Origin of the sequence: Gemmobacter caeruleus, from assembly GCF_008271655.1 — a bacterium.
Classification (GTDB): Bacteria; Pseudomonadota; Alphaproteobacteria; order Rhodobacterales; family Rhodobacteraceae; genus Gemmobacter; species Gemmobacter caeruleus.
Genome location: NZ_VKKX01000033.1, coordinates 258,158 through 283,909 on the forward strand (window position 1 = coordinate 258,158; position 25,752 = coordinate 283,909).

Annotated in this window: 26 protein-coding genes and 1 tRNA gene; 19 read left to right on the forward strand and 8 right to left on the reverse strand. The window is 66.6% G+C overall.

Going from position 1 to position 25,752, the window contains the following annotated elements:
- Both FOA17_RS11905 and FOA17_RS11910 read left to right on the forward strand, forming a co-directional pair.
- Complete coding sequence (locus tag FOA17_RS11905; RefSeq protein ID WP_149141712.1) at window positions 1-555, forward strand: ActR/PrrA/RegA family redox response regulator transcription factor; 555 nt, start codon at window positions 1-3, stop codon at window positions 553-555.
- Between the two features lie 96 nt (window positions 556-651).
- Complete coding sequence (locus FOA17_RS11910) at window positions 652-960, forward strand: H-NS histone family protein (RefSeq protein WP_149141713.1); 309 nt, start codon at window positions 652-654, stop codon at window positions 958-960.
- Between the two features lie 7 nt (window positions 961-967).
- On the opposite strand, the gene FOA17_RS11915 is transcribed toward FOA17_RS11910, so the two are convergent.
- Complete coding sequence (locus FOA17_RS11915; RefSeq protein WP_149141714.1) at window positions 968-1,873, reverse strand: helix-turn-helix domain-containing protein; 906 nt, start codon at window positions 1,871-1,873, stop codon at window positions 968-970.
- 112 nt (window positions 1,874-1,985) lie between these two features.
- On the opposite strand from FOA17_RS11915, the gene FOA17_RS11920 reads away from it, so the two are divergent.
- Together FOA17_RS11920 and aroE are read left to right on the forward strand one after the other, a co-directional pair.
- Entirely contained in the window at window positions 1,986-3,497 is a 1,512-nt protein-coding gene (locus FOA17_RS11920) for a GMC oxidoreductase (protein ID WP_149141715.1), read from the forward strand.
- A 20-nt stretch (window positions 3,498-3,517) separates the two neighbouring features.
- A complete protein-coding gene (aroE, locus tag FOA17_RS11925; protein ID WP_149141716.1) occupies window positions 3,518-4,360 on the forward strand; it encodes a shikimate dehydrogenase in 843 nt (280 codons plus the stop codon).
- 5 nt (window positions 4,361-4,365) lie between these two features.
- Here the strand turns inward: aroE and FOA17_RS11930 are convergent, their stop codons facing one another.
- Complete coding sequence (locus FOA17_RS11930) at window positions 4,366-5,736, reverse strand: four-carbon acid sugar kinase family protein (RefSeq protein ID WP_149141717.1); 1,371 nt, start codon at window positions 5,734-5,736, stop codon at window positions 4,366-4,368.
- Between the two features lie 132 nt (window positions 5,737-5,868).
- On the opposite strand from FOA17_RS11930, the gene FOA17_RS11935 reads away from it, so the two are divergent.
- The gene (locus FOA17_RS11935) at window positions 5,869-6,696 is read left to right on the forward strand and encodes a phosphogluconate dehydrogenase C-terminal domain-containing protein (RefSeq protein ID WP_149141718.1); all 828 of its coding nucleotides are present in this window, start codon (window positions 5,869-5,871) and stop codon (window positions 6,694-6,696) included.
- 27 nt (window positions 6,697-6,723) lie between these two features.
- On the opposite strand, the gene oiaX is transcribed toward FOA17_RS11935, so the two are convergent.
- Window positions 6,724-7,983 carry a 3-oxo-isoapionate-4-phosphate decarboxylase OiaX gene (oiaX, locus tag FOA17_RS11940; protein WP_149141719.1) on the reverse strand — a complete coding sequence of 420 codons (1,260 nt, stop codon included), beginning with the start codon at window positions 7,981-7,983 and terminating at the stop codon, window positions 6,724-6,726.
- A gap of 132 nt (window positions 7,984-8,115) precedes the next feature.
- On the opposite strand from oiaX, the gene FOA17_RS11945 reads away from it, so the two are divergent.
- The 7 genes from FOA17_RS11945 to nanR are packed head-to-tail and all read left to right on the forward strand — an operon-like array spanning window position 8,116 to window position 15,929.
- Window positions 8,116-9,057 carry a D-ribose ABC transporter substrate-binding protein gene (locus FOA17_RS11945; protein ID WP_149141720.1) on the forward strand — a complete coding sequence of 314 codons (942 nt, stop codon included), beginning with the start codon at window positions 8,116-8,118 and terminating at the stop codon, window positions 9,055-9,057.
- A 58-nt stretch (window positions 9,058-9,115) separates the two neighbouring features.
- A complete protein-coding gene (locus FOA17_RS11950; protein ID WP_149141721.1) occupies window positions 9,116-9,775 on the forward strand; it encodes a DUF2291 family protein in 660 nt (219 codons plus the stop codon).
- The gene (locus FOA17_RS11955; protein WP_149141722.1) at window positions 9,775-11,310 is read left to right on the forward strand and encodes a sugar ABC transporter ATP-binding protein; all 1,536 of its coding nucleotides are present in this window, start codon (window positions 9,775-9,777) and stop codon (window positions 11,308-11,310) included. The genes FOA17_RS11950 and FOA17_RS11955 overlap by 1 nt, the downstream gene beginning before the upstream one ends.
- Window positions 11,307-12,371: an ABC transporter permease gene (locus FOA17_RS11960; protein WP_149141723.1), complete on the forward strand. Its 1,065-nt coding sequence runs from the start codon at window positions 11,307-11,309 to the stop codon at window positions 12,369-12,371. The genes FOA17_RS11955 and FOA17_RS11960 overlap by 4 nt, the downstream gene beginning before the upstream one ends.
- 1 nt (window position 12,372) lies before the next feature.
- Complete coding sequence (locus tag FOA17_RS11965; protein ID WP_149141724.1) at window positions 12,373-13,392, forward strand: Gfo/Idh/MocA family protein; 1,020 nt, start codon at window positions 12,373-12,375, stop codon at window positions 13,390-13,392.
- Entirely contained in the window at window positions 13,392-15,155 is a 1,764-nt protein-coding gene (locus tag FOA17_RS11970) for a D-apionate lactonase family protein (RefSeq protein ID WP_238991802.1), read from the forward strand. Before FOA17_RS11965 ends, FOA17_RS11970 begins: the two co-directional genes overlap by 1 nt.
- 21 nt (window positions 15,156-15,176) lie before the next feature.
- Window positions 15,177-15,929, forward strand: a complete 753-nt coding sequence (gene nanR / locus FOA17_RS11975) for a transcriptional regulator NanR (protein ID WP_149141726.1) — start codon at window positions 15,177-15,179, stop codon at window positions 15,927-15,929.
- 9 nt (window positions 15,930-15,938) lie between these two features.
- Here nanR and FOA17_RS11980 read toward each other — a convergent pair whose 3' ends face one another.
- Complete coding sequence (locus FOA17_RS11980; RefSeq protein WP_149141727.1) at window positions 15,939-16,556, reverse strand: HD domain-containing protein; 618 nt, start codon at window positions 16,554-16,556, stop codon at window positions 15,939-15,941.
- 84 nt (window positions 16,557-16,640) lie between these two features.
- Between FOA17_RS11980 and ahcY the strand changes: the two genes are divergently transcribed.
- From ahcY to FOA17_RS11995, 3 genes are all read left to right on the forward strand, one after another.
- Window positions 16,641-18,035: an adenosylhomocysteinase gene (gene ahcY / locus FOA17_RS11985; RefSeq protein ID WP_149141728.1), complete on the forward strand. Its 1,395-nt coding sequence runs from the start codon at window positions 16,641-16,643 to the stop codon at window positions 18,033-18,035.
- Window positions 18,036-18,153: 118 nt separating this feature from the next.
- Window positions 18,154-18,756 (forward strand): class I SAM-dependent methyltransferase, encoded by a 603-nt coding sequence (locus FOA17_RS11990; RefSeq protein WP_149141729.1) that lies wholly within the window; start codon window positions 18,154-18,156, stop codon window positions 18,754-18,756.
- A 102-nt stretch (window positions 18,757-18,858) separates the two neighbouring features.
- Window positions 18,859-19,200 carry a DUF2853 family protein gene (locus tag FOA17_RS11995; protein ID WP_149141730.1) on the forward strand — a complete coding sequence of 114 codons (342 nt, stop codon included), beginning with the start codon at window positions 18,859-18,861 and terminating at the stop codon, window positions 19,198-19,200.
- A 222-nt stretch (window positions 19,201-19,422) separates the two neighbouring features.
- On the opposite strand, the gene FOA17_RS12000 is transcribed toward FOA17_RS11995, so the two are convergent.
- Genes FOA17_RS12000 through tsaD form a run of 4 tightly spaced genes read right to left on the reverse strand, consistent with a single transcriptional unit; the run spans window position 19,423 to window position 22,130 of the window.
- The gene (locus FOA17_RS12000; RefSeq protein ID WP_149141731.1) at window positions 19,423-19,842 is read right to left on the reverse strand and encodes an EVE domain-containing protein; all 420 of its coding nucleotides are present in this window, start codon (window positions 19,840-19,842) and stop codon (window positions 19,423-19,425) included.
- Window positions 19,839-20,111 (reverse strand): YciI family protein, encoded by a 273-nt coding sequence (locus FOA17_RS12005; protein WP_149141732.1) that lies wholly within the window; start codon window positions 20,109-20,111, stop codon window positions 19,839-19,841. Before FOA17_RS12005 ends, FOA17_RS12000 begins: the two co-directional genes overlap by 4 nt.
- Window positions 20,112-20,115: 4 nt before the next feature.
- Window positions 20,116-21,051 carry an NAD(P)H-dependent glycerol-3-phosphate dehydrogenase gene (locus FOA17_RS12010; protein ID WP_149141733.1) on the reverse strand — a complete coding sequence of 312 codons (936 nt, stop codon included), beginning with the start codon at window positions 21,049-21,051 and terminating at the stop codon, window positions 20,116-20,118.
- Entirely contained in the window at window positions 21,048-22,130 is a 1,083-nt protein-coding gene (gene tsaD / locus FOA17_RS12015) for a tRNA (adenosine(37)-N6)-threonylcarbamoyltransferase complex transferase subunit TsaD (RefSeq protein ID WP_149141999.1), read from the reverse strand. The genes FOA17_RS12010 and tsaD overlap by 4 nt, the downstream gene beginning before the upstream one ends.
- 22 nt (window positions 22,131-22,152) lie before the next feature.
- On the opposite strand from tsaD, the gene FOA17_RS12020 reads away from it, so the two are divergent.
- From FOA17_RS12020 to FOA17_RS12035, 4 genes are all read left to right on the forward strand, one after another.
- Window positions 22,153-22,920, forward strand: coding sequence for a uroporphyrinogen-III synthase (locus FOA17_RS12020; RefSeq protein WP_149141734.1), 768 nt, complete (start codon window positions 22,153-22,155; stop codon window positions 22,918-22,920).
- Window positions 22,921-22,980: 60 nt separating this feature from the next.
- Window positions 22,981-24,081, forward strand: a complete 1,101-nt coding sequence (locus FOA17_RS12025; protein WP_149141735.1) for a COG4223 family protein — start codon at window positions 22,981-22,983, stop codon at window positions 24,079-24,081.
- A gap of 13 nt (window positions 24,082-24,094) precedes the next feature.
- A complete protein-coding gene (locus FOA17_RS12030; protein WP_149141736.1) occupies window positions 24,095-25,552 on the forward strand; it encodes a heme biosynthesis protein HemY in 1,458 nt (485 codons plus the stop codon).
- Window positions 25,553-25,663: 111 nt separating this feature from the next.
- A tRNA-Thr gene (locus FOA17_RS12035) sits at window positions 25,664-25,739 on the forward strand.
- The last annotated feature ends 13 nt before the right edge of the window (window positions 25,740-25,752 follow it).

Sequence of the window (25,752 nt, forward strand, 5' to 3'; positions counted from 1 at the left end):
ATGGTGGATGATCTGGGCGCCGAACTCGGGCCGGACCGGACCTTGCTGCTGGTCGATGACGACGAGCCCTTTGTGAAGCGTCTGGCGAAAGCCATGGAAAAGCGTGGATTTCAGCCCGAAACGGCAGAAAGCGTGGCGGCCGGCAAGGCCATCGCGCAAAGCCGCCCGCCGGCCTATGCGGTGATCGACCTGCGGCTGGAAGACGGCAACGGGCTGGATGTCGTGGAGGCCCTGCGCGAGCGGCGCCCCGATTGCCGGATCGTCGTGCTGACCGGCTATGGCGCGATTGCGACCGCCGTCGCCGCGGTGAAGATTGGCGCCACCGATTATCTGTCGAAACCCGCAGACGCGAATGAAATCACCAATGCGCTGCTGGCGCGGGGCGAATCGCTGCCGCCGCCGCCGGAAAATCCGATGTCGGCAGACCGGGTCCGCTGGGAGCATATTCAGCGCGTTTATGAAATGTGCGATCGCAATGTGTCGGAAACCGCGCGCCGACTTAATATGCATCGCCGGACATTGCAGCGTATTCTGGCAAAGCGCAGCCCCAAATAAGTTGCCGCAATTCGATTGGACGATTATACCGAGTTAAAGCCCGGCTCGAATAACCGCGCCGGGCTGCGATTTAATGGAAAGCGGGACTATCGAAACATGGATCTGAATGCGCTGTCTCTGAAGGAATTGAAAGACTTGCAGGCGCAGGTCGCGCGGGCCATCGCCTCTTTCGAGGAGCGCAAAAAGAAAGAAGCCCTGGCCGAGCTGGAAGACCGCGCGCGCCAGATGGGCTTTTCCCTGTCGGAATTGCTGGGCACACCGGTTGCCCGCAAGCGCGCCCCGGCCGCCGCGAAATATGCCAATCCCGAGAATGCGGCGGAAACCTGGTCGGGCCGCGGGCGCAAGCCGCGCTGGTTCGAAGCCGCGCTGAAGGCGGGCCGTGCGCCCGAAGAAATGTCGGTCTGACCGCGCCTCAATCCTGATCTGGTGCGGCGCTGCTCGGCCCTGTGGCGGCGGAGCGAAAGGTCGCGCGATAGGCGGTCGGGGTCTGGCCCCGCGCCCGGCGAAACCGCCGCGCCAGATCGGCGGCATCGGAAAAGCCGCAGGCGCCGGCGATCTGCGCGATGGTCCGGTCGGTTTGCACCAGTTGTTGACAGGCCTGCCCCAGCCGCAGCTGCATGACATAGGCGCTGATCGACATACGGGCGCTGCGCCGGAAAATGCGCTGCAACTGGCTTTCGGTCAGATGCACCAGATCGCAGAGCGGCGCCAGGCGCAGCGGCTGGTCGTAATGCTGGTGCAGGTGATCCAGCACCTTTTGCAGCCGGGCACGATCGCGCGGCAGATCGCTGATCGTGACGGCATCGGCCGCCAGTGGCCTGCGGTCGGGCGCCGCGGCCAGCGCAACGAGCAGCGATTGCAGTGCCATGACCTGCGAAAGATCGTCCATACCGCCCAGATCCAGAAACCGCTGGCGCAGCGCATCTGAGGTCGCGGGGCCGAAATGCAGCCCGCGCCGTGCCTGGGCCAGCAGATCGGCCACCGGCGACAGCTCGGGCACGGCGCGGATCAGGCCGGCGGCCCAATCCTGCGTGAACCAGCAGACCACCGCGCGGTGCCGCGTGGCGCCCCCGGTCAGGCCGCGCGACTGAAACGCATGGGGCAGGTTCGGCGCGATCAACACCAGATCACCGTCGCCATATTGCCCGACATGATCGCCGACAAAGCGCATCCCGTGGCTATCGACCGTCAGGGTCAGCTCGAATTCCGGGTGATAATGCCAGTTGAACGGAAATTCCGGCAATTGCCGGTCAAACACCAGAAGCGACCGGCCCGGTGCGATGGTCACGGTTTCGAAATAGGGCGGCGCTATGGGCATTGCGGATCATTTACCGTGATGGATGCGGCAATCATACAAGGATTCGCCGCTTTGGGGAATGGGCGCTGCGGGTGGCCTCTGGCATCAGGAAACGGTCAGGCGGGAGGCGGGCATGGACAGCATTCAGGCGGATGTGGTGATCATCGGGTCGGGCGTCGGCGGCTCGGCCGTGGCGCATCGGCTGGTCGGCAGCGGTGCCCGGGTGCTGATGCTGGAGCGCGGCGATTTCCTGCCGAACGAGTCGCAGAACAGCGATGCCCGGGCGGTATTCGGCGAACAACGTTACAAGACGCGCGACATATGGTTTGACGCGCGGGGCGCGGCGTTCCGGCCGGGGCAATATTACCATGTCGGCGGGCATACCAAATTCTACGGCACAGCGATGTTCCGTTTCCGTGAATCGGATTTCGCGGCGACGGCGATTGACGGTATGACCTCGCCGGCCTGGCCCATCGGCTATGGGGATCTGGCGCCGTTCTATGCCGAGGCAGAGCAGCTTTACGGGGTGCGCGGGGCGGCAGGGTTCGACCCGACCGAGCCGCCGCGCGACGCCTTTCCGCATGCGGCCATCCCGCATGAGCCGGTGATCGCCCGGCTGGCCGAAGGGCTGGCGGCACAGGGGTTGCGGCCTTTCCCCATGCCTTCGGCGGTGGATTACGGCCCGGGCGGCACCTGCCGGCGTTGCGACAGTTGCGATGCCTTTGCCTGCCGCTTTGGCGCCAAGGGCGATGCCGAGACGCGGGTCTTGCGCCCCTTGCTGGCGCAGGGCGATTTTCGGTTGGAGCGGCGGACGGAGGTGAGGCGGCTGATCCTTGACGATCAGGGCCGGCATGTCGTGGCGGCCGAGGCGCTGCGCGAGGGCGTGCCGATCCGGGTGGAGGCGCCGGTTTTCGTGCTGTCGGCCGGGGCGATCAATTCGGCGCTGATCCTGTTGCGCTCGGCCTGTGACGCGGCGCCGGCGGGGGTGGCGAACCGCTCGGGCGTGGTGGGGCGCTATCTGATGAACCACCACTTGACAGGGCTGATGGGCATCCGGCCGCTGGCGGTGAACGACACGCGCTTTCCCAAGACATTGGCGATCAACGATTTCTATCATGGCCTGCCGGGCGACGAGGGCGCGCGGGGCAACATGCAGATGCTGGGCAATATCCGGGGGGCGATGATCCGTCCGGCCTATCCGGCGCTGCCCGGCCCGCTGGCCGATTGGCTGGGCCGGCATTCCGTCGATGTGCTGGCCATGTCGGAAGACCTGCCCGACCGCGACAGCCGCGTGCGGCTGTTGCCGGGGGACCGGGTCGAGGTGGATTATCGCCCCGGCGGCACCGCGGCGCATGACCGCTTTGTGCGGCATCTGCGGGGCGTGCTGCGGCGCGCGGGCTTTCCGCTGGTGCTGCGTCACCGCTTTGGCATTCAGGCGCCGTCACATCAATGCGGCACGGTGCGGATGGGCCATGACCCCGCACAATCGGCGCTGGACGGTCTGTGCCGGGCGCATGACCACCCCAATCTGCATGTGGTGGACGGGGGGTTCCTGCCCTCATCCGCCGCGCTGAACCCGGCCCTGACCATCGCCGCGCAGGCGCTGCGGGTCGGTGCCCATCTGCGCGCCCGTCGCGCGCCCTGACCCGAGGGAGGAGAAGACCGATGAACTTTCTGTTGCCGCTGACCGGATCCTTTGCGCAGCCCGCCGCCGAGAACCCGACCGTCGCGATGATCGAGGCCGCCTTTGCGCATCACGGGCTGGACTGGCGTTACCTCAATGTCGAGGTGGCGCCCGCGGATCTGGGCGATGCGGTGCGCGGTGCGCGGGCGATGGGGTGGCGGGGGTTCAACTGCTCCATCCCGCACAAGGTGGCGGTGATCGCGCATCTGGATGGGCTGGGCCAGTCGGCGCAGATCATCGGCGCGGTGAATACCGTGGTGCGGCAGGGTGACCGCCTGATCGGCGAGAATACCGATGGCCGCGGCTTTGTCGCCGCCCTGCGCCAGGAGGTCGATCCTGCGGGCAAGGCGGTGGTGTTGTTCGGCGCCGGTGGGGCGGCGCGGGCGGTGGCGGTCGAGATGGCGCTGGCCGGGGCGCGGCAGATCACCATCGTCAACCGGAGTGCGGGGCGCGGGCAGGCTCTGGTCGATCTTTTGAACGATCGCACCCCGGCGCAGGCCCGGTTGGCGATCTGGGATGGCCCCTTTGCCGTGCCGGCCGGGACCGATATCGTGATCCATGCGACCTCGGTCGGGCTTTACCCTGATGTGGAGGCGATGCCCGCGATCGCGATCGAAAGCCTGACCCCGGCCATGGTGGTGGCCGATGGCATCCATAACCCGCCGCTCACGCCCCTGTTGCGGGCCGCGCAGGCACGGGGCTGCCGCACGGTCGATGGGCTGGGCATGCTGGTGCAGCAGGGGGTGATCGGTTTGAAATACTGGACCGGGGTCGATGCCGATCCGCAGGTGATGCGGCAGGCCTTGCTGGCGCTGCGGCTCTGACCGGATCAGCGCGGGCCGCCGCCGGCGCGGATCCAGCCAAAGTAATCTTCGCTGCCCATCTGCCCGCCCTTCAGCGCCAGTTCCAGCCCGTCATGCGGCCCGTCGCCATGGGCGCGGAACAGCGCCGCCCCGGGAATGGTGGGCGCAAGGGCCGAGAGCGCGAACAACCCGAGCTGCGCCGTGCCATGGCCCGACGTATCGCCGCCCGAGATCACCGCCCGGCGCAGGCCGGATTGGCGCAGGATCGTCTCCAGCACCCGGCCAAGCGCGGCGCCGATACGGGTATTCACCCGATCGGCTGGCAGGCCGCTGGTGGCGATGGCATCGCGCAGCGCGGCGACGGCGGGGTCGTCCGGGCCGGCGGCGCTGTGGATCAGCGGGCTTTGTCCGCGGTCCAGCGCGGCCAGGGCGGCGGCGATGGCGCGGCCTTCCTCGGCGGCAAGGTCGGCCTCGCTGCCGCAGGCGGCGCGGGCGTCCAGGCGGATGCCGGCAAAGCCGTTTTCCAGCGACCAGCCGATCTGCCCCGCCGTGATCGGCGAGACCGAGCCGGAGACCGCCACGATCCGCGCCACCGCCCCGGCAGATTGCGGCGGCGGGGCGTCGGGCAGCAGCCCCTTGTCCTGCCAGTGGCGGATCAGCGCATATTCCACCCCCTGCGACCCGACCGCGACCGGCATCCGGTCGCGATTGCGCCACAAGAGCCGGCCCACGGCGGTTTCGCTCGTGCTGTCCATCATGTCGCACAGGATCAGCCGCGCGCCGGCCTGCAAGGCATGGTCCAGCCGGGCCTGTGCGGTGTCGGGGCTGTGCAGGGTCTCCAGATCCAGCAGGGCGGGGGGCAGGTCGGTCTGCCCCGCCAGATGGCGCGCGACATCGGATTCGGTCATCGGGGTCACCGGATGGCGCGCCATGACCGGGTGGCGATCCAGCCGGAACACCCCGTCGGGCGTGCCGGCGAACAGATGACCGAAGGCCTGATAGCGGCGCATCTGCGGTGCGGCGACCACGACACTCGCCGCCTGCCCGCCCCGCGCCGCCAGCGCGAGTTCGGTGCCTTTGCCGATCGACCCGATCCCCGGCGCGGAGTCGAGGGTGGAGCAGATCTTCCAGTGCAAAAGCGGCGCCCCCAGCCCTGCCAGAAAACCCAGCGGTGCCGGCATGTTGGCCTGCATCCAGCCCGGATCCTGCGCCCGCGCGGTCGAGGCGATGCCGATGCCGCGCAGACCCGGAAACCGCGCCAGCCGTTCCGGCGTCGGGGTATCGAGGAACAGGATGGCGGGCAGGCCGGCGAAATGCAGCACCTCCATCACCGCGGCAGAGCCGGTGAAATCGTCGCCATACCAGGCGATCAGCAGGCCGGGGGGCAAAGCGGTCATATCGGGCCTCGGTGTTTTACTGGTATGATGAGTATATCATTGTTGCGGATTGGCAAGAAGCAATCTATGCTGCGCCAAAGGTTACCTCATCATACCAGTAAGGCGCTGGTTCCGGGAGGATTGGAGGAAGACATGACAACGATCGCTTTGTTCGGTGCAGGCGGCAAGATGGGCGTGCGCCTGTCGCGTAACCTGGCCGCGACCGATTTCACGGTGCGCCATGTAGAGGTGAGCGAGGCCGGGCAGGCGCGGCTCAAGGCCGAGGTCGGCGTCGATTGCATGGCCCCCGCCGTCGCGATCGACGGGGCGGATGTGGTGATCCTTGCGGTGCCCGATACCGTCATCGGCAAGGTCGCGGCCGGCATCGTGCCGCAGCTTGCACCCGGAACGATGGTGGTCTGCCTTGACGCAGCGGCACCCTTTGCCGGCCATCTGCCGCAGCGCGACGACCTGACCTACTTCGTCACCCATCCGTGCCACCCGCCGATCTTCAACAACGAATCCACGCCAGAGGGGCGGCGCGATTTCTTTGGGGGGGTGGCGGCGCAGCAAGGCATCGTGAATGCGCTGATGCAGGGCCCCGAGGCGCATTATGCACTGGGAGAGGCCGTGGGCCGCGCGATCTATGCCCCCGTCGCCCGCAGCCATCGCGTGACGGTGGAACAGATGGCCATCCTCGAACCCGGCCTGTCGGAGACCGTCTGCGCCTCGCTTCTGGTGGTGATGCGCGAGGCGATGGACGAGGCGGTGGCGCGGGGCGTGCCGAAAGAGGCGGCGCGCGACTTTCTGCTCGGCCATATGAACATCCTCGGCGCCGTGATCTTTGAAGAGGTGCAGGGCGTGTTCTCGGATGCCTGCAACAAGGCGATCGAATTCGGCAAGCCCGTGCTGATGCGCGATGACTGGAAGCGCGTGTTCGAACCCGAGGAAATCGCCGCCTCGATCCAGCGGATCACCTGACGAAAAGGGGCGCCGCGCAGCGGCGCCCTATTTGAGGAACTTCGCGAGACTGGCGGCCAGTTCGGGGTGGTCGCGGGCGTAATCGTCCAGCGTCACCCCGGCCTCGGCGGCCGCCCAGGCCTGACGGATGGCGCGCACGCCGTCGGCCGGGCCCCCCGGATGGCCATGAATGCCGCCACCGCCCAGATACATCAGATCGAGCCGCCCGCCGGTGCGGGCAAAGGTCTCGGGCGCCTGGCCGCCCCATTGGCCGGAACAGACCACCGGCAGGGCGCGGTCGGCCTCGGAAAAGATCGGCGTCAGGCAGGCGTCAAACGATCTGACAAAGCTGTCATCGGGTTCCCAGTATTTCGCGGCGATCCCGTTGACCTGAAACTGATCGACGCCCAGCAGCCGCCAGATCTTGTGCCAGGCGCGGAATTCCAGCCCAAGCGCGGGGTGCCGGGTCAGGATATCCCATCCGTTGCGATGCGCATGCAGGCACAGCGCCGAACGCCGGCGCAGAAAGCTCATGCCGCCATAGCCGATGGAGTTGATGTTGATCACCGCCGCATTGCCGCCCGCCGCCAGCACGCAATCATGGTTGCGCATCATCTCGTCCGGGTCGGCGGCCGAGATGCCAAAGGCATACATCACGCGCTTGCCGGTGCGTTGTTCATGGTCGCGGATCACCGGCATGATCGCCGCGACCCGCGCCGCCAGCGGCGAATAGGCCGGGCTCATCAGCTTTTCATCGTCCTTGATGAAATCCACCCCTGCCGCGCAGAGGGTGCGAACCACCGCCGCGGTATCTTCGGGGGAAAGCCCCAGCGAGGGTTTGATGATCGAGGCGATCATCGGCCCGCGCGCCACGCCCATCAGCCGGCGTGACCCTTCGATGCCGAATTGCGGGCCGGGGTGGCAGGCCCATTCCGGCGGCAGGTCGATATCCATCACCCGGATGCCGGTCAGCCCGCGCGCGGCAAAGACCCCGCCCACGGCGATGGTCATCAGGGCGGCGATATCGGTGCCCACGGCCTCCAGCGGGTAGCCGATCACCGCATCGGCGCGGTTGTATCGCGTGCCCGCCGGGGCGTCGGGCTGTGGAAAGCCGGGGGTTTCCGTGACGGGCAGGGGGGTGAGCGAAATCACCCGCGCCGCATAGCGGGCCTTGAGTGCGGCGGTTTCGCCGGGCAGGTCGGTAAAGGTGCCGGTCGATTGATCCGCCGCGATCTTGGCGGCCATGGCTTCGGGGTGGCCGGCTGTCTCGATCCGATAGGTTACCCGGATTTCCGCCCTGTCCGTCATCGCGCCCTCCCTCATTTGCAAATTGATATACTCATCATACCTGTTGACATCAAGATCATTCTACCTCAACGTCCATCTCGTCAGTGTGGAGACCGCGACCGTTCCGGCGCGGACTGATCTAGGGAGGATACAATGAAAATCTCGCGCCGGCTGATGCTCTCAGCCATCGGTATCGCCATGTCTGCCGCCATGCCAGGCCTTGCCTCGGCCGAGGGGCTGATCGCGATCCTGACCCCCAGCCATGACAACCCGTTCTTCAAGGCCGAGGCCGTGGGCGCCGAGGCGCGCGCCAAGGAACTGGGCTATGAAACGCTGGTTCTGGTGCATGACGACGATCCGAACAAGCAATCCGAGCTGTTCGACACCGCGATCGCGCGCGGTGCCAAGGCGATCATCCTCGACAATGCCGGGGCCGATGCCACCGTCGCCGCCGTGCAGCGCGCCAAGGATGCGGGGATCCCCTCGTTCCTGATCGACCGCGAAATCAAGGAATCCGGCATCGCGGTGAGCCAGATCGTGTCGAACAACTATCAGGGCGCACAGCTGGGCGCCGAGGAGTTTGTGCGCCTGATGGGCGAGACCGGCAAATTCGCCGAGCTGGTGGGCCGCGAGGCCGATACCAATGCCGGCATCCGGTCTTCGGGCTATCACGATATCATCGACCAGTATCCCGAGATGGAGATGGTCGCCCAGCAATCCGCCAACTGGTCGCAGACCGAAGCCTATGAAAAGATGGAAACCATCCTTCAGGCGAACCCCGAGATCAAGGGCGTGATCTCTGGTAATGACACGATGGCCATGGGCGCCTGGGCCGCACTGGAAGCGGCGGGGCGGACCGATGTGATCGTGGTCGGTTTTGACGGGTCGAACGACGTGCGCGATTCGATCAAGGCGGGCGGCATCAAGGCCACCGTGCTGCAACCGGCCTATCGGCAGGCGCAGCTTGCGGTGGAACAGGCCGATCAGTTCCTCAAGACCGGCACGACCGGACAGGATGAAAAGCAGCTGATGGATTGCGTGCTGATCAATGCCGACAATGCCGCCAAGCTGGAAACCTTTGCGCTGGCCGACTGAGCCCGCGCCTTTCGGGTCCGGCGCCGCGCCGGACCCTTTCCCCTATTCGGAGCCGCCCATGACCTGCCGCGCGCCGCATGTGCTTTTCGTCATCGTGCTGGGCCTGATGCCCCTGACGGGCTGCAAGATCGTCAAGACCCCGGAACCCGGTTCGGAAGCCGCCGGTTCCGCCACGGCCACCCCCGCCGATGATGCCGCCCGCATGGCGCGGATGGCGGCCGAAATCTTTGCGGCCAAGGTCGTGCCCTTTGTCGCCGAACAGGCGGTGGATCTGTCCACCCTGCGCGATGCGGTTGCGGGCGGGCTGGATGCCGCCGGCGCACAGCATGGCCACCGCCCGGAAAGCGAGGGCAGCCCCTGGAATTTCCTGGTGAAAGGGCAGGGCAAGGTGGTCAAGGCCGATACCGCCAGCCGCGCGGCAAAGCTGGAACTGGACAGCGACGGCGACGGGGTGGCGGATGTGACCGTGCAGCTTGGCCCTGTGATCAAGGGCACCTCGCTGCGCGATGCCGCCGATTTCCTGGTCTTTACCGATTTCCGCGATCAGATCGAATTCGCCAAGCTGGCCCGCGCCCTGAATGACGAGGCGCACAAGGCGCTGCGCCTGCCAGAGGGCGATCTGACCGGCCGACGCTTTGCCTTTGAGGGCGCGTTGACCTTGCGTGCCAAGGGCGATGCCCTGCTGCTGGTGCCCACGCAATTGTCCGAGGTGCCGTGATGGATCATCCGGTCGGCTTGCAGATCCGCGGCGGGACCAAGGTCTATCCCGGCACGCGGGCGCTGAAATCGGTGGATTTCGACCTGCGCATGGGCGCGGTCAATGTGCTGGTGGGCGAGAATGGCGCCGGCAAATCCACCATGATGAAGGTCATTGCCGGGGTCGAGCAACTGACCGAGGGCCGCATCCTCATGCAGGATCGCGAGGTGCATTTCCGGGGCACCGACGATGCCCGCCGCCATGGCATCGGCATCGTGTTCCAGGAACTGAACCTGTTTCCCAACATGACGGTGGCGGAAAACATCTTCATCGGGCGCGAGATCACACGGGGCGGCGTCGATATCGACATGGAGACGCAGCGCGCCGCCACAAGACGCCTGATGGAACGGCTGGAACATGACATCCATCCCGACACCCCGGTTGCAGAGCTGCGCGTGGGTCAGCAGCAGATCGTGGAAATCGCCAAATCGCTGGCCCAGGATGCGCGCATCCTGATCCTGGACGAACCGACCTCAGCCCTTTCTGCCGCCGAGGTGGAGATCCTGTTCCGCGTCATTGCCGAATTGAAGCGTGACGGGGTCGGCATCGTCTATATCTCGCACCGGCTGGAGGAACTGATCCGCATCGGCGATTACATCACCGTCCTGCGCGATGGCACCATCACCGGCGCGCGGGCCATGGCGGGGGTGGATGTGCCCTGGATCGTGCGCAACATGATCGGCGAGGCGTCCAAGGACTTCGCGAAAGAGGTCGAACACCCGTTCGGGGCCGAGATCTTTCGTGCCGAGGATGTCTGTCTGCCGCGTGCCGGCGGCGGGCTGGCGGTCGATCACGTCTCGCTTTCGCTGCGCGCGGGCGAGATCGTGGGGGTTTATGGGCTGATGGGCGCCGGCCGGTCGGAGTTTCTGGAATGCGTGATCGGCCGTCACCCCCATGCCACCGGGCAGATGGCCATTGCGGGAGAGCCGCTGCGCGACCGCAGCATTGCCGGGCGTATCGCCCGGGGCATCGCGCTGATCCCCGAGGATCGCAAGAATGACGGGCTGATCCAGATGGCCAGCATCCGCGAGAACATGACCCTGTCGAGCCTGGGCCGCTTTACCCGGTTGTTCCACATGGTTCTGGGTGCCGAACGTCGGGGCGTCGCCGAATTCGTGAAACGGCTGACGGTGAAGATCGCCTCGATGGAAAACCCGGTTTCCAGCCTGTCGGGCGGGAACCAGCAAAAGGTGGTGATCGGCAAGGCGCTGATGACCACGCCCAAGGTGCTGTTGATGGACGAACCCTCACGCGGGATCGACATCGGCGCCAAGGCCGAGGTGTTCCGCACCATGCGTCAGCTTGCGGCGCAGGGGCTGGGCATCCTGTTCGTGACCTCGGATCTGGAAGAGGTCATGGCCCTGTCGGACCGCATCATCGTGATGTCCGAGGGCCGCATCACCGGAGAATTCGACCGCGGCACGGCGACCGAAACCGCCGTCATCGCCGCCGCGGCGCCCGGACAGGGCCGCCCCGCACAGGAGCTTGTTGCATGAGCCACGCCGCCACCCATCCGCCCACCGGCGCCGCCGCGCCCAATCTGGGCCTGCTGGTGCTGAAGGCGCGCACCTTCATCGCCCTGATCCTGGTCTTTGCCTTTTTCGCCGTGGCCGCACCGAATTTCCTGTCGGCGGCGAATATGGTGATCATGTCGAAACATGTGGCGCTGAACGCCTTTCTGGCCATCGGCATGACCTTTGTCATCATCTCGGGCGGGATCGACCTGTCGGTCGGCTCCATCGTCGGGCTTTGCGGCATGGTCGCGGGCTGGCTGGTGCTTTATGGCGTCGATTTCGGGCTGGGCTGGTCGATCCAGTTCAACACGCTGGAAATTTGCCTGATCGTCTGTCTGGTCGGTATCGCCATCGGCGCGGTGAACGCGCTGCTCATCACCCGGCTGAACGTCGCGCCCTTCATCGCGACGCTGGGCACGCTTTACATCTGCCGGGGGGCGGCGATGCTGTCCTCGGACGGGCGCACCTTTCCCAACCTGAATGGCAGCGCGGAATACGGGTCGGAGAGTTTCCGCCAGATCGGGGCTGGCAGCCTGCTGGGCCTGCCGATCTCGATCTGGATGCTGATCGTGGTGGCGGCGCTGGCCGCCTATATCTCGCGGCGCACGCCGCTGGGGCGCTATATCTACGCTGTCGGCGGCAATGAACGCGGCGCCGCCCTGTCAGGGGTCAAGGTCAACCGGATCAAGCTGTTCGTCTACATGTTCTCGGGGTTTTGCGCGGCGCTGGTCGGGCTGATCGTCAGCTCGCAGCTTGTCGCGTCGCACCCCGCCACGGGCGAGACGTTCGAGCTGAACGCCATCGCGGCGGCGGTGCTGGGCGGCACCTCGATGTCGGGCGGGCGCGGGCGGATCGGGGGCACGATCATCGGGGCCTTCGTGATCGGCGTTCTGTCGGACGGTCTGGTGATGATGGGCGTCTCGGCCTTCTGGCAGACGGTGATCAAGGGGCTTGTCATTGTGGCCGCCGTGGTGGTGGATCAGGCACAGCAGAAACTTCAGGCCCGCGTCGCGTTGCAGGCGCAGGCCGCACTGGGGAAATGACATGCTGAACGGTGCCCTGATCGGATGCGGCTTCTTTGCACAGAACCAGATGCATGGCTGGGCCGGCATCGAGGGGGTGCGGATCGTCGCGGTCTGTGACCGCGACGCGACCCGCCGCGATGAAACCGCCGCCCGTTTTGGCGCCCGGCCTTATGCCGATGCGGCCGCGATGCTGGCGGCGGAACGGCTGGATTTCGTGGATATCGCGACCACCGTCGCCTCGCATCGCCCGCTGGTGGAACTGGCGGCGGGGGCGGGGCTGCATGTGATCTGTCAAAAGCCCTTTGCCGAAACGACGGCCGATGCCCGCGCCATGGTCGAAGCGGTGGAGCGTGCCGGCAAGACGCTGATGATACACGAGAATTTCCGATGGCAATCGGCGGTGCGCGCCGCGATCTCTGCCATCCGCGACGGTGCCGTGGGCAGGCCGTTTTTTGGGCGCGTCACTTTTCGGTCGGGCTATGATGTCTATGCCGGTCAGCCCTATCTGGCGACGGATGAGCGGTTCATCATTCAGGATCTGGGTATTCACATTCTGGATATCGCGCGCGCGCTGTTCGGCGATGTCGCGACGATCAGCGCCACCACGCGCCGTGTGAACCCGCGTATCCGGGGCGAGGATGTCGCGACCATGCTGCTGGAACATGAGGGCGGTGCGACGTCGGTGGTGGATTGTTCCTATGCCACGCGGCGCACGCCCGAGACCTTTCCCGAAACCCTGCTGGAGATCGACGGCGATCTGGGCAGCTTGCGGCTGGAGGCCGGCTACCGGCTGGTGATCCAGCGTGACGGCGAACAGACCCTGCGCGATGTGGCGCCGCCGGTCCTGCCCTGGGCATCGCGGCCCTGGCACAACATTCAGGAAAGCGTGCAGATCATCCAGCAACATTTCGTGGATTGCCTGCGCGCGGGCGGGGTGCCTGAAACCTCGGGTCAGGACAATCTGAAGACGCTGGCGCTGGTGGAGGCGGCCTATGTCTCGGCGCGCGAGGGCACGCGCATTGATCTGCGGGGCTGGTGATGGAGGCGCGCGCGCTCTATGGCACCGAGGCTCCGCCCGCGCTGCAACAGCGGTTGGTTGCAGGGCCGGTCTCGCTGGGGCTGGAGGGTGGCAATCTGCGCCATCTGCGTCATGGCGAGACCGAGCTGATCCGCGCAGTGGCCTTTCTGGTGCGTGACCGCGACTGGGGCACGCTGGCGCCCGAAATCCGCGATCTGCGCATCGAGGTGGGCGATGAAACGCGCGTCAGCTATACCGCGCATTTCGACAGCGGGGTGGCGCGGCTTGCGGTGGATGTGACGATCCGCCTGACCGCTGGCCTCCTGCGCTTTGCCGCCGAGGCGCGGGCGACCGGCGATTTCGAGACCAACCGCACCGGCTTTACGGTGCTGCACCCGATCGAGGGTGTGGCCGGTGCGCCGCTGCGGGTGGAACATGGCGATGCCCTGGCCGAAGACAGCCAGTTTCCCGTGCTGATCGCGCCGTGGCAGCCCTTTCAGAATATCACCGGGCTGATTCATCAGGCGGGCGGGCTGCGGGTGACCTGCCGGTTCGAGGGTGATGTCTTCGAGATGGAGGATCAACGGCAATGGGGCGATGCCAGCTACAAGACCTATGTGCGCCCGCTGGCCCTGCCCTGGCCCTATTGCATCGCCGATGGCAGCGTGATCCGGCAGGCGGTGGAAATCCGGTGGGAGGCGGTGGCGCCGGCCGCCCCGGTCGCGCCGCTGCGTTGTGTCGTGCCGGATGCGGTCTTTCCTGAAACCGCCTTGCTGCTGGACGCGGCCGAGGCCGCGCGCCCCGATGCGCCGGCGCTGATCCGTCAGATCGGGCCGCAGCGCCTTTTGTGCCATCTGGATGCGGCGGCGGGGCATGGGCTGACCGAGCTGCGGGCCTTTGCCGATTTGCAGGCGCGTCTGCCTGAATGCGCGTTCGATCTGGAGCTGATCGCGCACTGTCGTCCCGACGGTGATCTGACCGCAGAATTTACCGGCCATGCCGCCGATCTGGCGCGTGCGGGGTTCCACCCGGCCTCGGTCATGGTCTGCCCCGCGGTCGATCGGCAATCGACGCCGCCCGGGTCGGAATGGCCGGCCTGCACGCCGCTGGAGGCGATCCATCGCGCCGCGCGCGCGGCCTTTGCCGGTATCGCGCTGGGCGGCGGCATGGCAAGTTTCTTTCCCGAGCTGAACCGCAAGCGCCCGCCGGTGGCGCTGCTGGATTTCGTGAGCCATGGGCTGTGCCCCATCGTGCATGCGGCTGACGATCTTTCGGTGATGGAGACGCTGGAGACGGTGCCGCATATCATGCTTTCGGCGCAGGCGATCGCGGCGGGCGCGGCGCGGCGGCTTGGCCCTTCGACCCTCGCGATGCGGCAAAACCCCTATGGCAGCCGCACTTTGCCCAATCCGGGGCGGGGGCGGGTCTGCATGACCGACGATGACCCGCGTCAGGATGGCGCCTTTGCGGCCGCCTGGACACTGGGCCTTGCCACGCAGATCGCCCCGGCCGGGTTGCAGGTCTGGACACCCGCCGGGTTGACCGGGCCGCGCGGGCTGTTTCACACCGATGGAAGGGCGCGGCCGCTGGCGGCGGTGGTGGCGCGACTGGCGGGGCTTGCCGGCCAGCCGGTCAATGCGGCGGAACTGGGCGGCGGCCGGTCGCGGCTGGCCTGTGGGGCGCGCGTGCTGGAGGCGAACCTGACCGCCACCGCGCAGGGGCCCCTGCCGCCCTATGGCTGGCGCGAGGATTTGCAAGCGGGACGGCAAGGCACTATGCCTTGAGGAGCGCCGCAAGGAGAAGCCATGACCCGCCGAGCCAACCCGATTGCCCCGTCAGATCCTGCCGGTGCCCCCGTGGCGGAAAAGATCGTGCGGCGCAAGCTTTCGGATCAGGTCTTTGACCGCCTGCGCGACCTGATCGCGCGCGGTGAATTGCAGGCGGGCGATCCGATGCCCTCCGAGCGCGACCTGATGGAGCGTTTCGGTGTGGGCCGCCCCGCCGTGCGCGAGGCGTTGCAATCCATGCATACGATGGGTCTGATCACCATCGCCCATGGCGAACGCAGCCGGGTGAACGAATTGAATGCCGGCAGCGTGCTGAACCGGGTGGACGAGGTGGCACGGCTTCTGCTGTCGGCCGAGCCGGGGCAGCTTGACCATCTGAAAGAGGCGCGCGGCATGTTTGAATGCGGGGTGGTGCGCCGGGCGGCCGAAACGGCCGATGATGGCGCCGTGGCCGATCTGCGCGGCCTGGTGGCGCAGCAGCGTGATCGGCTGGGCGATCCGGCGGCCTTTGTCGCGGCGGATGTGGCCTTTCACGCGCGCATCGCGGCCATGACCGGCAATCCGATCATCGCGGCGGTCAGCCAGGCCATGCTGGGCTGGCTGTTCCAGTATCACGGCGGATTGCTGCACTGGTCGGGCAATGAGGACACGACGCTGCGCGAGCATGACGAGATCGTCAATCTGATCGCCGCGCGCGACGGCGAAGGTGCGGCGCAGGCGATGCGGCGGCATCTTGACCGTTCTAATGACTACTACCGCCATCCGGGCTGAGGCCGGCGCTCAGCTTTCCAGTTCCAGCAGGGCCTTGTGCCGCGCGGTGTAATCGGCCCGCACCAGCACGGGCGGGCGCAGCCGGATTTCCAGCGCGGCCACCAGCGTGGGGGCAGGCAGGCCGAACAGCTTGTTCGCCTCGGCCGGCGAGAAACCGGCGATCTGCACCGCTTCCAGCCAGGCAGAGACCTTGTCGGCGGCCTTGATCGCGCGTTTGATCGCAACCGGAAGGGCCGCCGGCAGGCCAAAGCGCAGATGAATGGCGGCGGTCAGGCGCTGATCCAGATCGCCATAGGCGGTGCCGATCGCGGCCTTGACCGGGCTGATCATGTCGCCGATCACATATTCCGGGGCGTCATGCAGCAATGCCGCCAGGCGCCACCGCGCCGCAATGCCGGGGTTTTGCCGGGTGAAGATATCCTCGACCAGCAGCGAATGTTCGGCCACGGAATAGGGGTAATCGCCCTGGGTCTGGCCATTCCAGCGGGCAACGAAGGCCAGGCCATGCGCGATGTCCTCGATCTCGATATCCATTGGGGTTGGGTCCAGCAGATCAAGCCGGCGGCCCGACAACATCCGCTGCCAGGCGCGCGGCGGTTGACCGCGCCGGGTGTTTGCAACCGCCATGATCCGCCCCACCCCCCAAAACATTGCCGCGCGTGTGTCAGAGTGCTATCTCAGCGCCAAATGTAAATGCAAGGAGTGCGGCGCATGCCGAAGGATTACATCGTCAGGGACATCGCGCTGGCCGATTTCGGACGCAAGGAACTGGATATTGCCGAAACCGAAATGCCGGGCCTGATGGCCTGCCGCGAGGAATTCGGCAAGGCGCAGCCGCTCAAGGGTGCGCGCATCGCGGGCAGCCTGCACATGACCATCCAGACCGGCGTGCTGATCGAGACGCTGAAGGCGCTTGGCGCCGATGTGCGTTGGGCCTCGTGCAACATCTTTTCCACCCAGGACCATGCCGCCGCCGCCATTGCGGCCTCGGGCACCCCGGTTTTCGCGGTGAAGGGCGAGACGCTGGAGGAATACTGGGAATATACCGACCGTATCTTCCAGTTCCCCGAGGGCACCTGCAACATGATCCTCGACGATGGCGGGGACGCGACGCTTTACATCCTGCTGGGGGCGCGGGTCGAGGCGGGCGAAACCGGCCTGATCGAAGTGCCGACCTCGGACGAGGAGGTTTGCCTGTTCAACCAGATCAAGAAGCGCCTGGCCGCCAGCCCCGGCTGGTTCACCAAGCAGCGCGAAGCGATCAAGGGCGTGTCGGAGGAAACCACCACCGGCGTGCATCGCCTGTATGACCTGCACAAGAAGGGCCTGCTGCCCTTCCCGGCGATCAACGTCAATGACAGCGTGACCAAGTCGAAATTCGACAACAAATATGGCTGCAAGGAATCGCTGGTGGACGGTATCCGCCGCGCGACCGACACGATGATGGCCGGCAAGGTCGCCGTGGTCTGCGGTTATGGCGATGTGGGCAAGGGCTCTGCCGCCTCGCTCCGCGGTGCGGGTGCCCGGGTGAAGGTGACCGAGGTCGATCCGATCTGTGCGCTGCAAGCTGCGATGGACGGGTTCGAGGTCGTGGTGCTGGAGGATGTGGTGCATGACGCCGACATCTTCATCACCACCACCGGCAACAAGGACGTGATCCGCATCGAGCATATGCGCGAGATGAAGAACATGGCCATCGTCGGCAATATCGGCCATTTCGACAATGAAATTCAGGTGGCCAGCCTGCGCAACCACAAATGGACCAATGTCAAGGATCAGGTGGACATGATCGAGATGCCTTCGGGCAACAAGATCATCCTGCTGTCCGAAGGGCGTCTGCTGAATCTCGGCAATGCCACCGGGCACCCGTCCTTCGTGATGTCGGCCAGCTTTACCAATCAGGTTCTGGCGCAGATCGAATTGTGGACCAAGGGGGGCGAGTATCAGCCCGGCGTCTATATCCTGCCCAAGGCGCTGGATGAAAAGGTCGCCCGCCTGCATCTGAAAAAGATCGGTGTGAAGCTGACCGAACTGCGCGCCGATCAGGCCGATTATATCGGCGTGAAGGTGGAAGGCCCGTTCAAATCGGATCATTACCGCTACTGAGGCGGCTTTTTTGCATCACGTCAAAGGCCCGCAGCGCGCTGCGGGCCTTTTGCTGTCGCAATCGCAGCGGCGGGGCCTATCATGCGGCCCAAAACATCGCAGAGTGTTGAGGGAAAGCATGACCGAGCAGGTTCTGGAAGAAAGCAAGCGTGACCGCATCCGCCGCAAGTTGCTGGCGGGTCTGCCCAAGGGCGCCCGCGTGGCCGAGGTCGGCGTCTGGGAAGGCGCCTTTTCGCGCCGGATCCTGGAGATCTGCGAGCCGGTCGAACTGCATCTGATCGACCCCTGGCTCTATCAGCCGGAATTCGCCAATACCGGCTTCGGGCGCAAGAAGAACGAAAACCTGATGGAGCAGAAGTATCAGGATGTCTGCGCCGCCTTTCGCGATGACGCACGGGTGAAGATCCATCGCGCCATGTCGGACGAAGCGCTGGCCGCGCTGCCCGATGCCTCGCTCGATTGGGTCTATCTGGACGGGAACCACAATTCTCCGTTTATCGACAATGACATCGTGCAATGCCTGCGCAAGGTCAAACATGACGGGATCATCGCGGGTGACGATTTCAACTGGATGTCCGATGCCCGGGGTGCGCCGGTCAAGCGCGCGGTAGAGGCCCTGGTGGCCGAGCTGGGCGACCAGGCAAAGCTGACCCTGATGGCAAATCAATGGGTGGTGCAACTGAACCGTCCGGCGCCCAAAGGGGGGAAGCTGCGGCGATAATTCCCTTTGTGATGATCGCCCCTTGGCCTAGTGTTCGCGCCGAGGCGGCACCTGCCAGAGTTTCAGCCGCCCGCAGTCATAAACGAATACAGGGAGTTTCACATGAGCAAACGTCAGGCTCTGATCGAGAAATACGCGGGCGATCTGCGCAACAAGTGCAAGGTCGAGCCGGATATGGCGCTCCTGACCAAGGTGACCATCGGTTGCGGCCCTGCGATCTATGACGCCGATGCCGAAACCGTTGCGGCCAGCCAGGAATCCGAGCTGGAAACCGTGAAGCGCAATTTCATGATCAAGAAGCTGGGCCTGAAGGACGGGCCGGAATTGTCTGAGGCGCTTTCTGCGGTGATCGACATTTACGGCAAGTCCGAGCGCAACAAATATCGCGCGGTCATCTATTATCTTCTGGTCAAGCATTTCGGCAAGGAAGCCGTCTACGCCTGATCGGCCGATAATCCCGCAAATGCCCGCCGTTCTGGCGGGCATTTTTCGTTTGATTGAAACAAATGCAAGAAAGACGGGTTTTGCGCCGGCCCGCCGGATCAGTTATACCTGATTCAACGGCAGTATGCCCGGGACCTTTATCGAACACGTGTGGTGCTAAGGGAGCACGTGGGGTGGATGGAGGGTCCCGTTGGGGTCGGGGCCCTCCGTTTTCATGAATTCTCAGGTCTCCAGACCGCCCAGCCGGCAGATGATCTGCCATTCGGCGTCTGTCACCGGCTGCACCGAAAGGCGCGAATTGTTCACCAGCACCATGTCCTGCAAGCCCGGCTCGACCTTGCATCGGTCCAGCGTGACCGGCTGCAACAGCGGCCTGACCGCGCGGATATGCACGCAATCCCAGCGGGGGTCGTCGGTGGTGCTGTCCGGCGCGCTTTCGGCGCAGACCTCGACTATGCCCACCACCGCCTTGCCGATGTTGGAATGGTAGAAAAAGCCCAGATCGCCCAGCCGCATCGCCCGCATGTTGTTGCGGGCCTGATAGTTGCGCACGCCGCCCCATTCCTCGCCCGCGGCACCCTTGGCGACCTGCTGGTCCCAGCTCCAGGTATCGGGTTCGGATTTGAACAGCCAATAGGTCATCCGACGACCTTTTTCCATTCGGTGATCTGCACGCTTTCGAACAGGCCGGCCTTGGCATAGGGGTCATTCGCGGCCCAGTCCTGCGCCTGGGCGAGCGTTTCCACCTCCAGGATCACCAGCGAGCCGCACATCTCGCCGGCCTCGCTCAGAAAGGGGCCGGCCATTTCCACGACGCCGGTGCTGCGGATATGCTCCAGATGGGCGGGGCGGTTTTCCTGGCGGATATGCAGGCTGGCGGGCTTGTCCTTGCAGACGAGGGCGACGCGCATCGGGTTACTCCTGTTTCAGCGGGCGGTTGAGAAGGCTCTGCATGGCGTCGGCAAGGCTGATCCTGCCATCCACCAGTGCGGCGACCATGGTCGAGATGGGCATGTCCAGCCCCTCGGTCCGGGCGATCTGTGCCACGGCGCGCGCGGTGGCGGCGCCCTCGACCGTGGTCGCGGGATCGAATTCCTGCCCGGCGCCAAGCGCCAGACCATAGCGGAAATTGCGCGAGTGATCCGAGGTGCAGGTCAGCACCAGATCGCCAAAGCCCGACAGGCCCGCCAGCGTCTCGGCCCGCGCGCCGCGCGCCAGCGCAAAGCGCAGCATCTCGGCATAGCCGCGGGTCATCAGCGCGGCGCGGGCGGAATCGCCCAGCCCGGCGCCAATCACCGCACCGGCGGCAATCGCGATCACATTCTTCAGCGCGCCACCCAGTTCCGCCCCGATGACATCCGGGCTGCGATACAGCCGCAGCGCCGCTGTCGAAAGCCGGGCCTGCAAGGTTTCGGCCAGCGCATCGTCGGCGCAGGCCAGGGTCAGCGCGGTCGGCAGGCCCCGCGCGATATCGGCGGCAAAACTGGGGCCGGTCAGCACGGCGGGGGCGGGGCCATCCAGCCGCGCCAGGATCTCGGCCGGGCCCAGCCCGCTGCGCAGATCGACCCCCTTGCAGCAGGCCACCAGCGGCCTGCCGCGCAGGCGGGTGGCGTGGTCATCGACAAACCGGCCCAGCACCTGCATCGGCAGCGCCAGAAGCACGATCTCCGCCTGGTCGGTATCGGCGATTTCAGCGGTGACAGTGACGTTTTCGGCCAATTCCAGCCCGGGCAGCTTTGCGATGCGGCGTGTCGTCTGGCTGCGGCCCCAGAGGATGACCGGCTCTTGCCGGCTGAGCGTTTCGGCCAGCGCGGCGCCAAAGGCCCCTGCGCCCAGAACAGCGATCGTCACGCCTTCGCTCCTTTCTTGCCCGACCCCAGCAGGGCGGGGCTGGTCTGATCCAGCGGCCAGCGCGGCCGCGCTGACAGTGTCATGTCATCGGCGCCGGTCAAGCGGAACCGCTCGATCCCGGCCCAGGCGATCATCGCGGCATTGTCGGTGCAAAGCGCCATCGGCGGCGCAAGGAACCGCGTGCCGGTGCTGGCGCAAAGTGCCTCCAGCCGGGCGCGGATCAGGCTGTTGGCCGCCACGCCGCCCGCCACCGCCAGGGTGGTGACCGGATGATCGGCCAGCACCCGGCGGGATTTTTCGGCCAGCACATCCGCCACGGCCAGTTGGAACGCGGCGCAGAGATCGGCGCGGTTCTGCCGGTGCAGGCCTCCCTCCGGCGTCAGCAACGCATCGCGCGCGCGCAGCACAGCGGTTTTCAGGCCCGAAAAGCTCAGGTCATAGCCGGGCCGGTCCAGCAGAGGGCGGGGCAGGGCGATGCGCCGGGCATCGCCGGTTTCGGCCGCGCGCTGCACCTCGGGGCCGCCGGGCTGTGGCAGGCCGAGGATCTTGGCGACCTTGTCGAAAGCCTCGCCCGGGGCATCGTCGATCGAACCGCCCAGACGGGTAAAGCGGTCGGCGGCATCCACGCGCAGGAACTGGCAATGCCCGCCCGAAACCAGCAGCATGACATAGGGATAGGCGATCGCATCGGTCAGGCGCGGGGTCAGCGCATGGCCCGCCAGATGGTTCACCCCCACCAGCGGCAGGCCGGTGGCAGCGGCCAGCCCCTTGGCGCACATCACCCCCGACAGCACGCCGCCAATCAGCCCGGGCCCGGCGGTGACGGCGATGCCATTCAAGGCCGTCAGCGGCAGGCCGGCCTCGGCCAGCGCCTGTTCGACACAAAGGTCGATGCGTTCGGCATGGGCGCGGGCGGCGATTTCCGGCACTACGCCGCCAAAGGCCGCGTGCAGGCTGGTCTGGCCCTGCACCACCGATGACAGGATTTCGGCGGCGCCAGAGCCGCTTTGCCGCACGACCGCCGCCGCGGTATCATCGCAACTGCTTTCGATTCCGAGGAAGGTCAGCGTTTCGGACATGGTGTCGCGGTTGAAACAGGGCATGACCGCAGGTAACACCGGACGCATGGTCAGGCAATCCCGTCTTCCCGACGACTCGGTCCTTGTGCTTGTGACGCGGCCGGCGGCGGATGCGGCGCGGTTCGCGGCGATGCTGGTGCAGGCGCGGCGGGGAACTTGTGTCCTGACTTCCCCTTTGCTGGCCCCGTCACTGCTGCCGGTCCATGTGCCGCCGGGCGGGCTGGGCGGGCTTGTCCTGACCTCGGGCACCGCGCTGGAGGTGGTGGCGGGGCTCGATCTGCCACCGGGCCTGCCGGCCTTTTGCGTCGGCCCCCGCACCGCAGAACGGGCGGCCGCGCTTGGCCTTGCCGCGCAAAATGCGGGCGGCGATGCCGAGGCGCTGCTGGCGCTGATCCTGCGGCTGCGGCCCCAAGGCCCCCTGTGGCATCTGCATGGCGCTGAAACGCGCGGTAACCTGTCGGAAAGGCTCAATTCCGCAGGAATAGAGACGATTTCAACCGTCTGCTACCGGCAGGAGGCCCAGCCATTGTCACCCGAGGCGGTGCAGGCGCTGGTGCGACCGGGGCGGATCGTGCTGCCGGTGTTTTCGCCGCGCTCCGCGCAGCTGTTGCTGGCCGCGTTGGCGCCGCTGGGACTGCGCGCGACGCTGGAATTCGCGGCGATATCGGAGGCGAGCGCCGCGCCGCTGCATGCGGCGGGGCTGGGTGCGATCACAGTTGCCGACCGGCCTGATGGCCCCGCGATGCGCGATTGTGTGCTGCGACTTCTGGACAGGGCCGAGTCGGGTTGAACCGGGGCGGCCGGAATGATTAGCTTGGTTGAAATCGACGCGGCACGAAGGGGGAGCGGAATGTCAGAGACCGAAAAACAAGAGGTTCCCGAACCCCGCGAGACTGACGCCATTCAAGATGGCACGCCCGATCCCGTTATCGAGGTGCCCGCCGTCACGCAAGAGGAGCCGGCGCCGCAAGAGGCCCCGCCGGTGATCGACACCATGCCGCCGCCGCCGCCCCGGCGGTCAGGCGGGTTCGGCCGCTTCCTCGGGCTGGTGGCCGGCGGCGCGCTTGCGGCGGGCATGGGTTTTGCGCTGGCGACCTATGGTGTGCAGCAGGGCTGGCCGTTGATGGATCAGTTCATGCCGCGCAACACGACTGAAACCGATGCGCTCCGCGCCGAGATCGACAAGCTGGGCCATGCGCTTGCCGCGCTTGAGGCCAATCCGGCCGCTGCCGTCGATCTGGCGCCGGTTGAACAGCGTCTGACCGCGCTGGAGGAACGCCCCGCCGCAAGCGCCGATCTTTCGGCGGTGGAGGGGCGCATCGCGGCGCTGGAAAGCCGGGTCGCCGCGCAACAGCCGGGCGACAGCACCGCCATCGCCGCCGAGATCGAGGCGCAAGTCGCCGCGCGGATGCAGGATGTAAAGCGCGAAGCCGACGCGATGCAGGCCGAGGCCGAGGCGCTGCGCGATAGCGCGGCACGCGATGCCGCGCTGATCGGGCTGCGCAGTGCCGTGCAGACCGGCATCGGTCTGCCCGCAGCCTTGGCCGAGATCGAGGCGCAAGGGATCACGCTGCCCGACCCCCTGCCGGCCTTTGTGGCGGCGCCGGTGTCGCTTGCATCCTTGCAGGACAGTTTCCCCGAGGCCGCGCGCGCGGCCCTTGCGGCGGCGCGGATGGCGGCGCAGGCTGACGGCACGGTGACCGACCGGCTGGCGGTGTTTCTGCTGAACCAGACCGGCGCGCGGGCGACCGAACCGCAAGAGGGCGACAGCCCCGATGCCGTGTTGTCGCGGGCCGAGGCCGCGCTGGCCAGCGGCGACGTGGCGGCGGCGCGTCAGGGCATCGCCACCCTGCCCGAAGCGGCGCAGCCCGCCCTTGCGGAATGGGCAGCCGAGGCCGACCGTTTTCTTGCCGCACAGGCCGCGCTTGCGGCGCTGATCCCCGCCCAATGACAGGAGCCATGGCATGATCTGGACACTGATCAAGGCGCTGACCTTCTTTCTGGTGGTCGCGGCGCTGACCTGGGGGGCGACACTGCTGCTCGATAGTGGCGAGGGGGTGCGCATCGTCGCGGCGGGCTATGAATTCACGCTGGGGCCATTGCAGGCGGTTGTGGCCGTGCTGCTGGCCCTTGTGGCGCTATGGCTGCTGGTCAGGATCGTCGGCCTGCTGATGGCGATCCTGCGATTCATCAGTGGCGACGAGACCGCGCTGTCGCGCTATTTCGACCGCAACCGCGAACGCAAGGGTTATGCCGCGCTGGCCGATGGTATGGTGGCGCTGGCCAGTGGCGAACATCGCGTGGCGCTGTCGCGTGCGCTCAAGGCCGAGAAGCTGCTGGGGAACCCGGAGTTGACCAACCTTCTGGTCGCGCAATCGGCCGAGGCGGCAGGCGATACCAGGCGCGCAGAACAGGCCTACAAGGCGCTGCTTGATCATGAGCGCACGCGCTTTGTCGCCATTCGCGGGCTGATGGCGCAAAAGATTACCGAAGGCGATCGCGATACCGCGCTCAAGCTGGCGGAAAAGGCCTTCACGCTGAAGCCGAAGCACGCGGATACGCAGGATATCTTGCTGAAATTGCAGGCGGAATCGCAAGATTGGAAGGGTGCACGCGCCACGCTGGACGCCAAGCGCCGCGCCGGCAGCCTGAGCAAGGATGTCTTCCGCCGCCGCGATGCCGTGCTGGCGTTGCAAGAGGCGCGCAAGGTGATGGAGGATGGCGCCAGTATCGAGGCGCGCGAGGCGGCGATCGCCGCCAACAAGCTGTCGCCCGATCTGGTGCCGGCGGCCGCGATGGCGGCGCGCAGCCTGTCGCTGGCGGGCGATGCCAAGGGGGCGACGCGGGTGCTGAAAAAGGCGTGGGAGGCACAGCCGCACCCCGATCTGGCCGCCGCCTTTGCCGAGATCGAGCCGGAGGAGACGCCTTCGGCCCGGCTCAAGCGGTTCAAGGCGCTGACGGCGATTCATCCGGACAATCCCGAAACCCGGATGCTGCTAGCAGAGCTGTTGATAGCGGCGGAAGATTTCCCCGAGGCGCGGCGCGCCCTGGGCGATCTGCCGGAAACCGGCCCGACCGGCCGGGTCATTGCCCTGCGCGCGGCGATTGCGCGGGGCGAAGGCGCCGACGAGGCCGAGGTGCGCGCCTGGCTGGCCCGCGCCCTGACCGCGCCGCGCGGGCCGCAATGGGTGTGTGACAAGTGCCACACGGTGCATGCGCAATGGGGCCCGATCTGCGACAGCTGCGGCGGGTTCGACACGCTGAGCTGGCGCGCGCCGCCAGAGGCCGAAGCGATGAGCCCGACCGGGACCGAGCTTTTGCCGCTTCTGGTCAATCCGCCCCGGCCCGAGGCGCCGCCCCCGCCCGAGCCGGAGCCTGAAGCGCCGGTCGATCTGGCCGAGATCGCGCGAAAGGGCAGTTGATCGCCCCCGCCCCGCCCCCGCCAGCGTCGCAAGACAAACTGGCGCGAAGCGGGGCCGGGGCCGGAATTGCTGTTGCACGCGCCCGACCGCTCGGTTAAACGAACTCCCGAAGCCGCAGTAGCTCAGCTGGTAGAGCACGTCATTCGTAATGATGGGGTCGGGGGTTCGAGTCCCTTCTGCGGCACCAGGTTTTCCCGCAC

What these genes read in the sequence shown, in the direction of transcription:
- FOA17_RS11905 (WP_149141712.1), top strand. Translation starts at nt 1, where the DNA reads ATGGTGGATGATCTGGGCGCCGAACTCGGGCCGGACCGGACCTTGCTG.
- FOA17_RS11910 (WP_149141713.1), top strand. Translation starts at nt 652, where the DNA reads ATGGATCTGAATGCGCTGTCTCTGAAGGAATTGAAAGACTTGCAGGCG.
- FOA17_RS11915 (WP_149141714.1), bottom strand. Translation starts at nt 1,873, where the DNA reads ATGCCCATAGCGCCGCCCTATTTCGAAACCGTGACCATCGCACCGGGC.
- FOA17_RS11920 (WP_149141715.1), top strand. Translation starts at nt 1,986, where the DNA reads ATGGACAGCATTCAGGCGGATGTGGTGATCATCGGGTCGGGCGTCGGC.
- aroE (WP_149141716.1), top strand. Translation starts at nt 3,518, where the DNA reads ATGAACTTTCTGTTGCCGCTGACCGGATCCTTTGCGCAGCCCGCCGCC.
- FOA17_RS11930 (WP_149141717.1), bottom strand. Translation starts at nt 5,736, where the DNA reads ATGACCGCTTTGCCCCCCGGCCTGCTGATCGCCTGGTATGGCGACGAT.
- FOA17_RS11935 (WP_149141718.1), top strand. Translation starts at nt 5,869, where the DNA reads ATGACAACGATCGCTTTGTTCGGTGCAGGCGGCAAGATGGGCGTGCGC.
- oiaX (WP_149141719.1), bottom strand. Translation starts at nt 7,983, where the DNA reads ATGACGGACAGGGCGGAAATCCGGGTAACCTATCGGATCGAGACAGCC.
- FOA17_RS11945 (WP_149141720.1), top strand. Translation starts at nt 8,116, where the DNA reads ATGAAAATCTCGCGCCGGCTGATGCTCTCAGCCATCGGTATCGCCATG.
- FOA17_RS11950 (WP_149141721.1), top strand. Translation starts at nt 9,116, where the DNA reads ATGACCTGCCGCGCGCCGCATGTGCTTTTCGTCATCGTGCTGGGCCTG.
- FOA17_RS11955 (WP_149141722.1), top strand. Translation starts at nt 9,775, where the DNA reads ATGGATCATCCGGTCGGCTTGCAGATCCGCGGCGGGACCAAGGTCTAT.
- FOA17_RS11960 (WP_149141723.1), top strand. Translation starts at nt 11,307, where the DNA reads ATGAGCCACGCCGCCACCCATCCGCCCACCGGCGCCGCCGCGCCCAAT.
- FOA17_RS11965 (WP_149141724.1), top strand. Translation starts at nt 12,373, where the DNA reads ATGCTGAACGGTGCCCTGATCGGATGCGGCTTCTTTGCACAGAACCAG.
- FOA17_RS11970 (WP_238991802.1), top strand. Translation starts at nt 13,392, where the DNA reads ATGGAGGCGCGCGCGCTCTATGGCACCGAGGCTCCGCCCGCGCTGCAA.
- nanR (WP_149141726.1), top strand. Translation starts at nt 15,177, where the DNA reads ATGACCCGCCGAGCCAACCCGATTGCCCCGTCAGATCCTGCCGGTGCC.
- FOA17_RS11980 (WP_149141727.1), bottom strand. Translation starts at nt 16,556, where the DNA reads ATGGCGGTTGCAAACACCCGGCGCGGTCAACCGCCGCGCGCCTGGCAG.
- ahcY (WP_149141728.1), top strand. Translation starts at nt 16,641, where the DNA reads ATGCCGAAGGATTACATCGTCAGGGACATCGCGCTGGCCGATTTCGGA.
- FOA17_RS11990 (WP_149141729.1), top strand. Translation starts at nt 18,154, where the DNA reads ATGACCGAGCAGGTTCTGGAAGAAAGCAAGCGTGACCGCATCCGCCGC.
- FOA17_RS11995 (WP_149141730.1), top strand. Translation starts at nt 18,859, where the DNA reads ATGAGCAAACGTCAGGCTCTGATCGAGAAATACGCGGGCGATCTGCGC.
- FOA17_RS12000 (WP_149141731.1), bottom strand. Translation starts at nt 19,842, where the DNA reads ATGACCTATTGGCTGTTCAAATCCGAACCCGATACCTGGAGCTGGGAC.
- FOA17_RS12005 (WP_149141732.1), bottom strand. Translation starts at nt 20,111, where the DNA reads ATGCGCGTCGCCCTCGTCTGCAAGGACAAGCCCGCCAGCCTGCATATC.
- tsaD (WP_149141999.1), bottom strand. Translation starts at nt 22,130, where the DNA reads ATGTCCGAAACGCTGACCTTCCTCGGAATCGAAAGCAGTTGCGATGAT.
- FOA17_RS12020 (WP_149141734.1), top strand. Translation starts at nt 22,153, where the DNA reads ATGACCGCAGGTAACACCGGACGCATGGTCAGGCAATCCCGTCTTCCC.
- FOA17_RS12025 (WP_149141735.1), top strand. Translation starts at nt 22,981, where the DNA reads ATGTCAGAGACCGAAAAACAAGAGGTTCCCGAACCCCGCGAGACTGAC.
- FOA17_RS12030 (WP_149141736.1), top strand. Translation starts at nt 24,095, where the DNA reads ATGATCTGGACACTGATCAAGGCGCTGACCTTCTTTCTGGTGGTCGCG.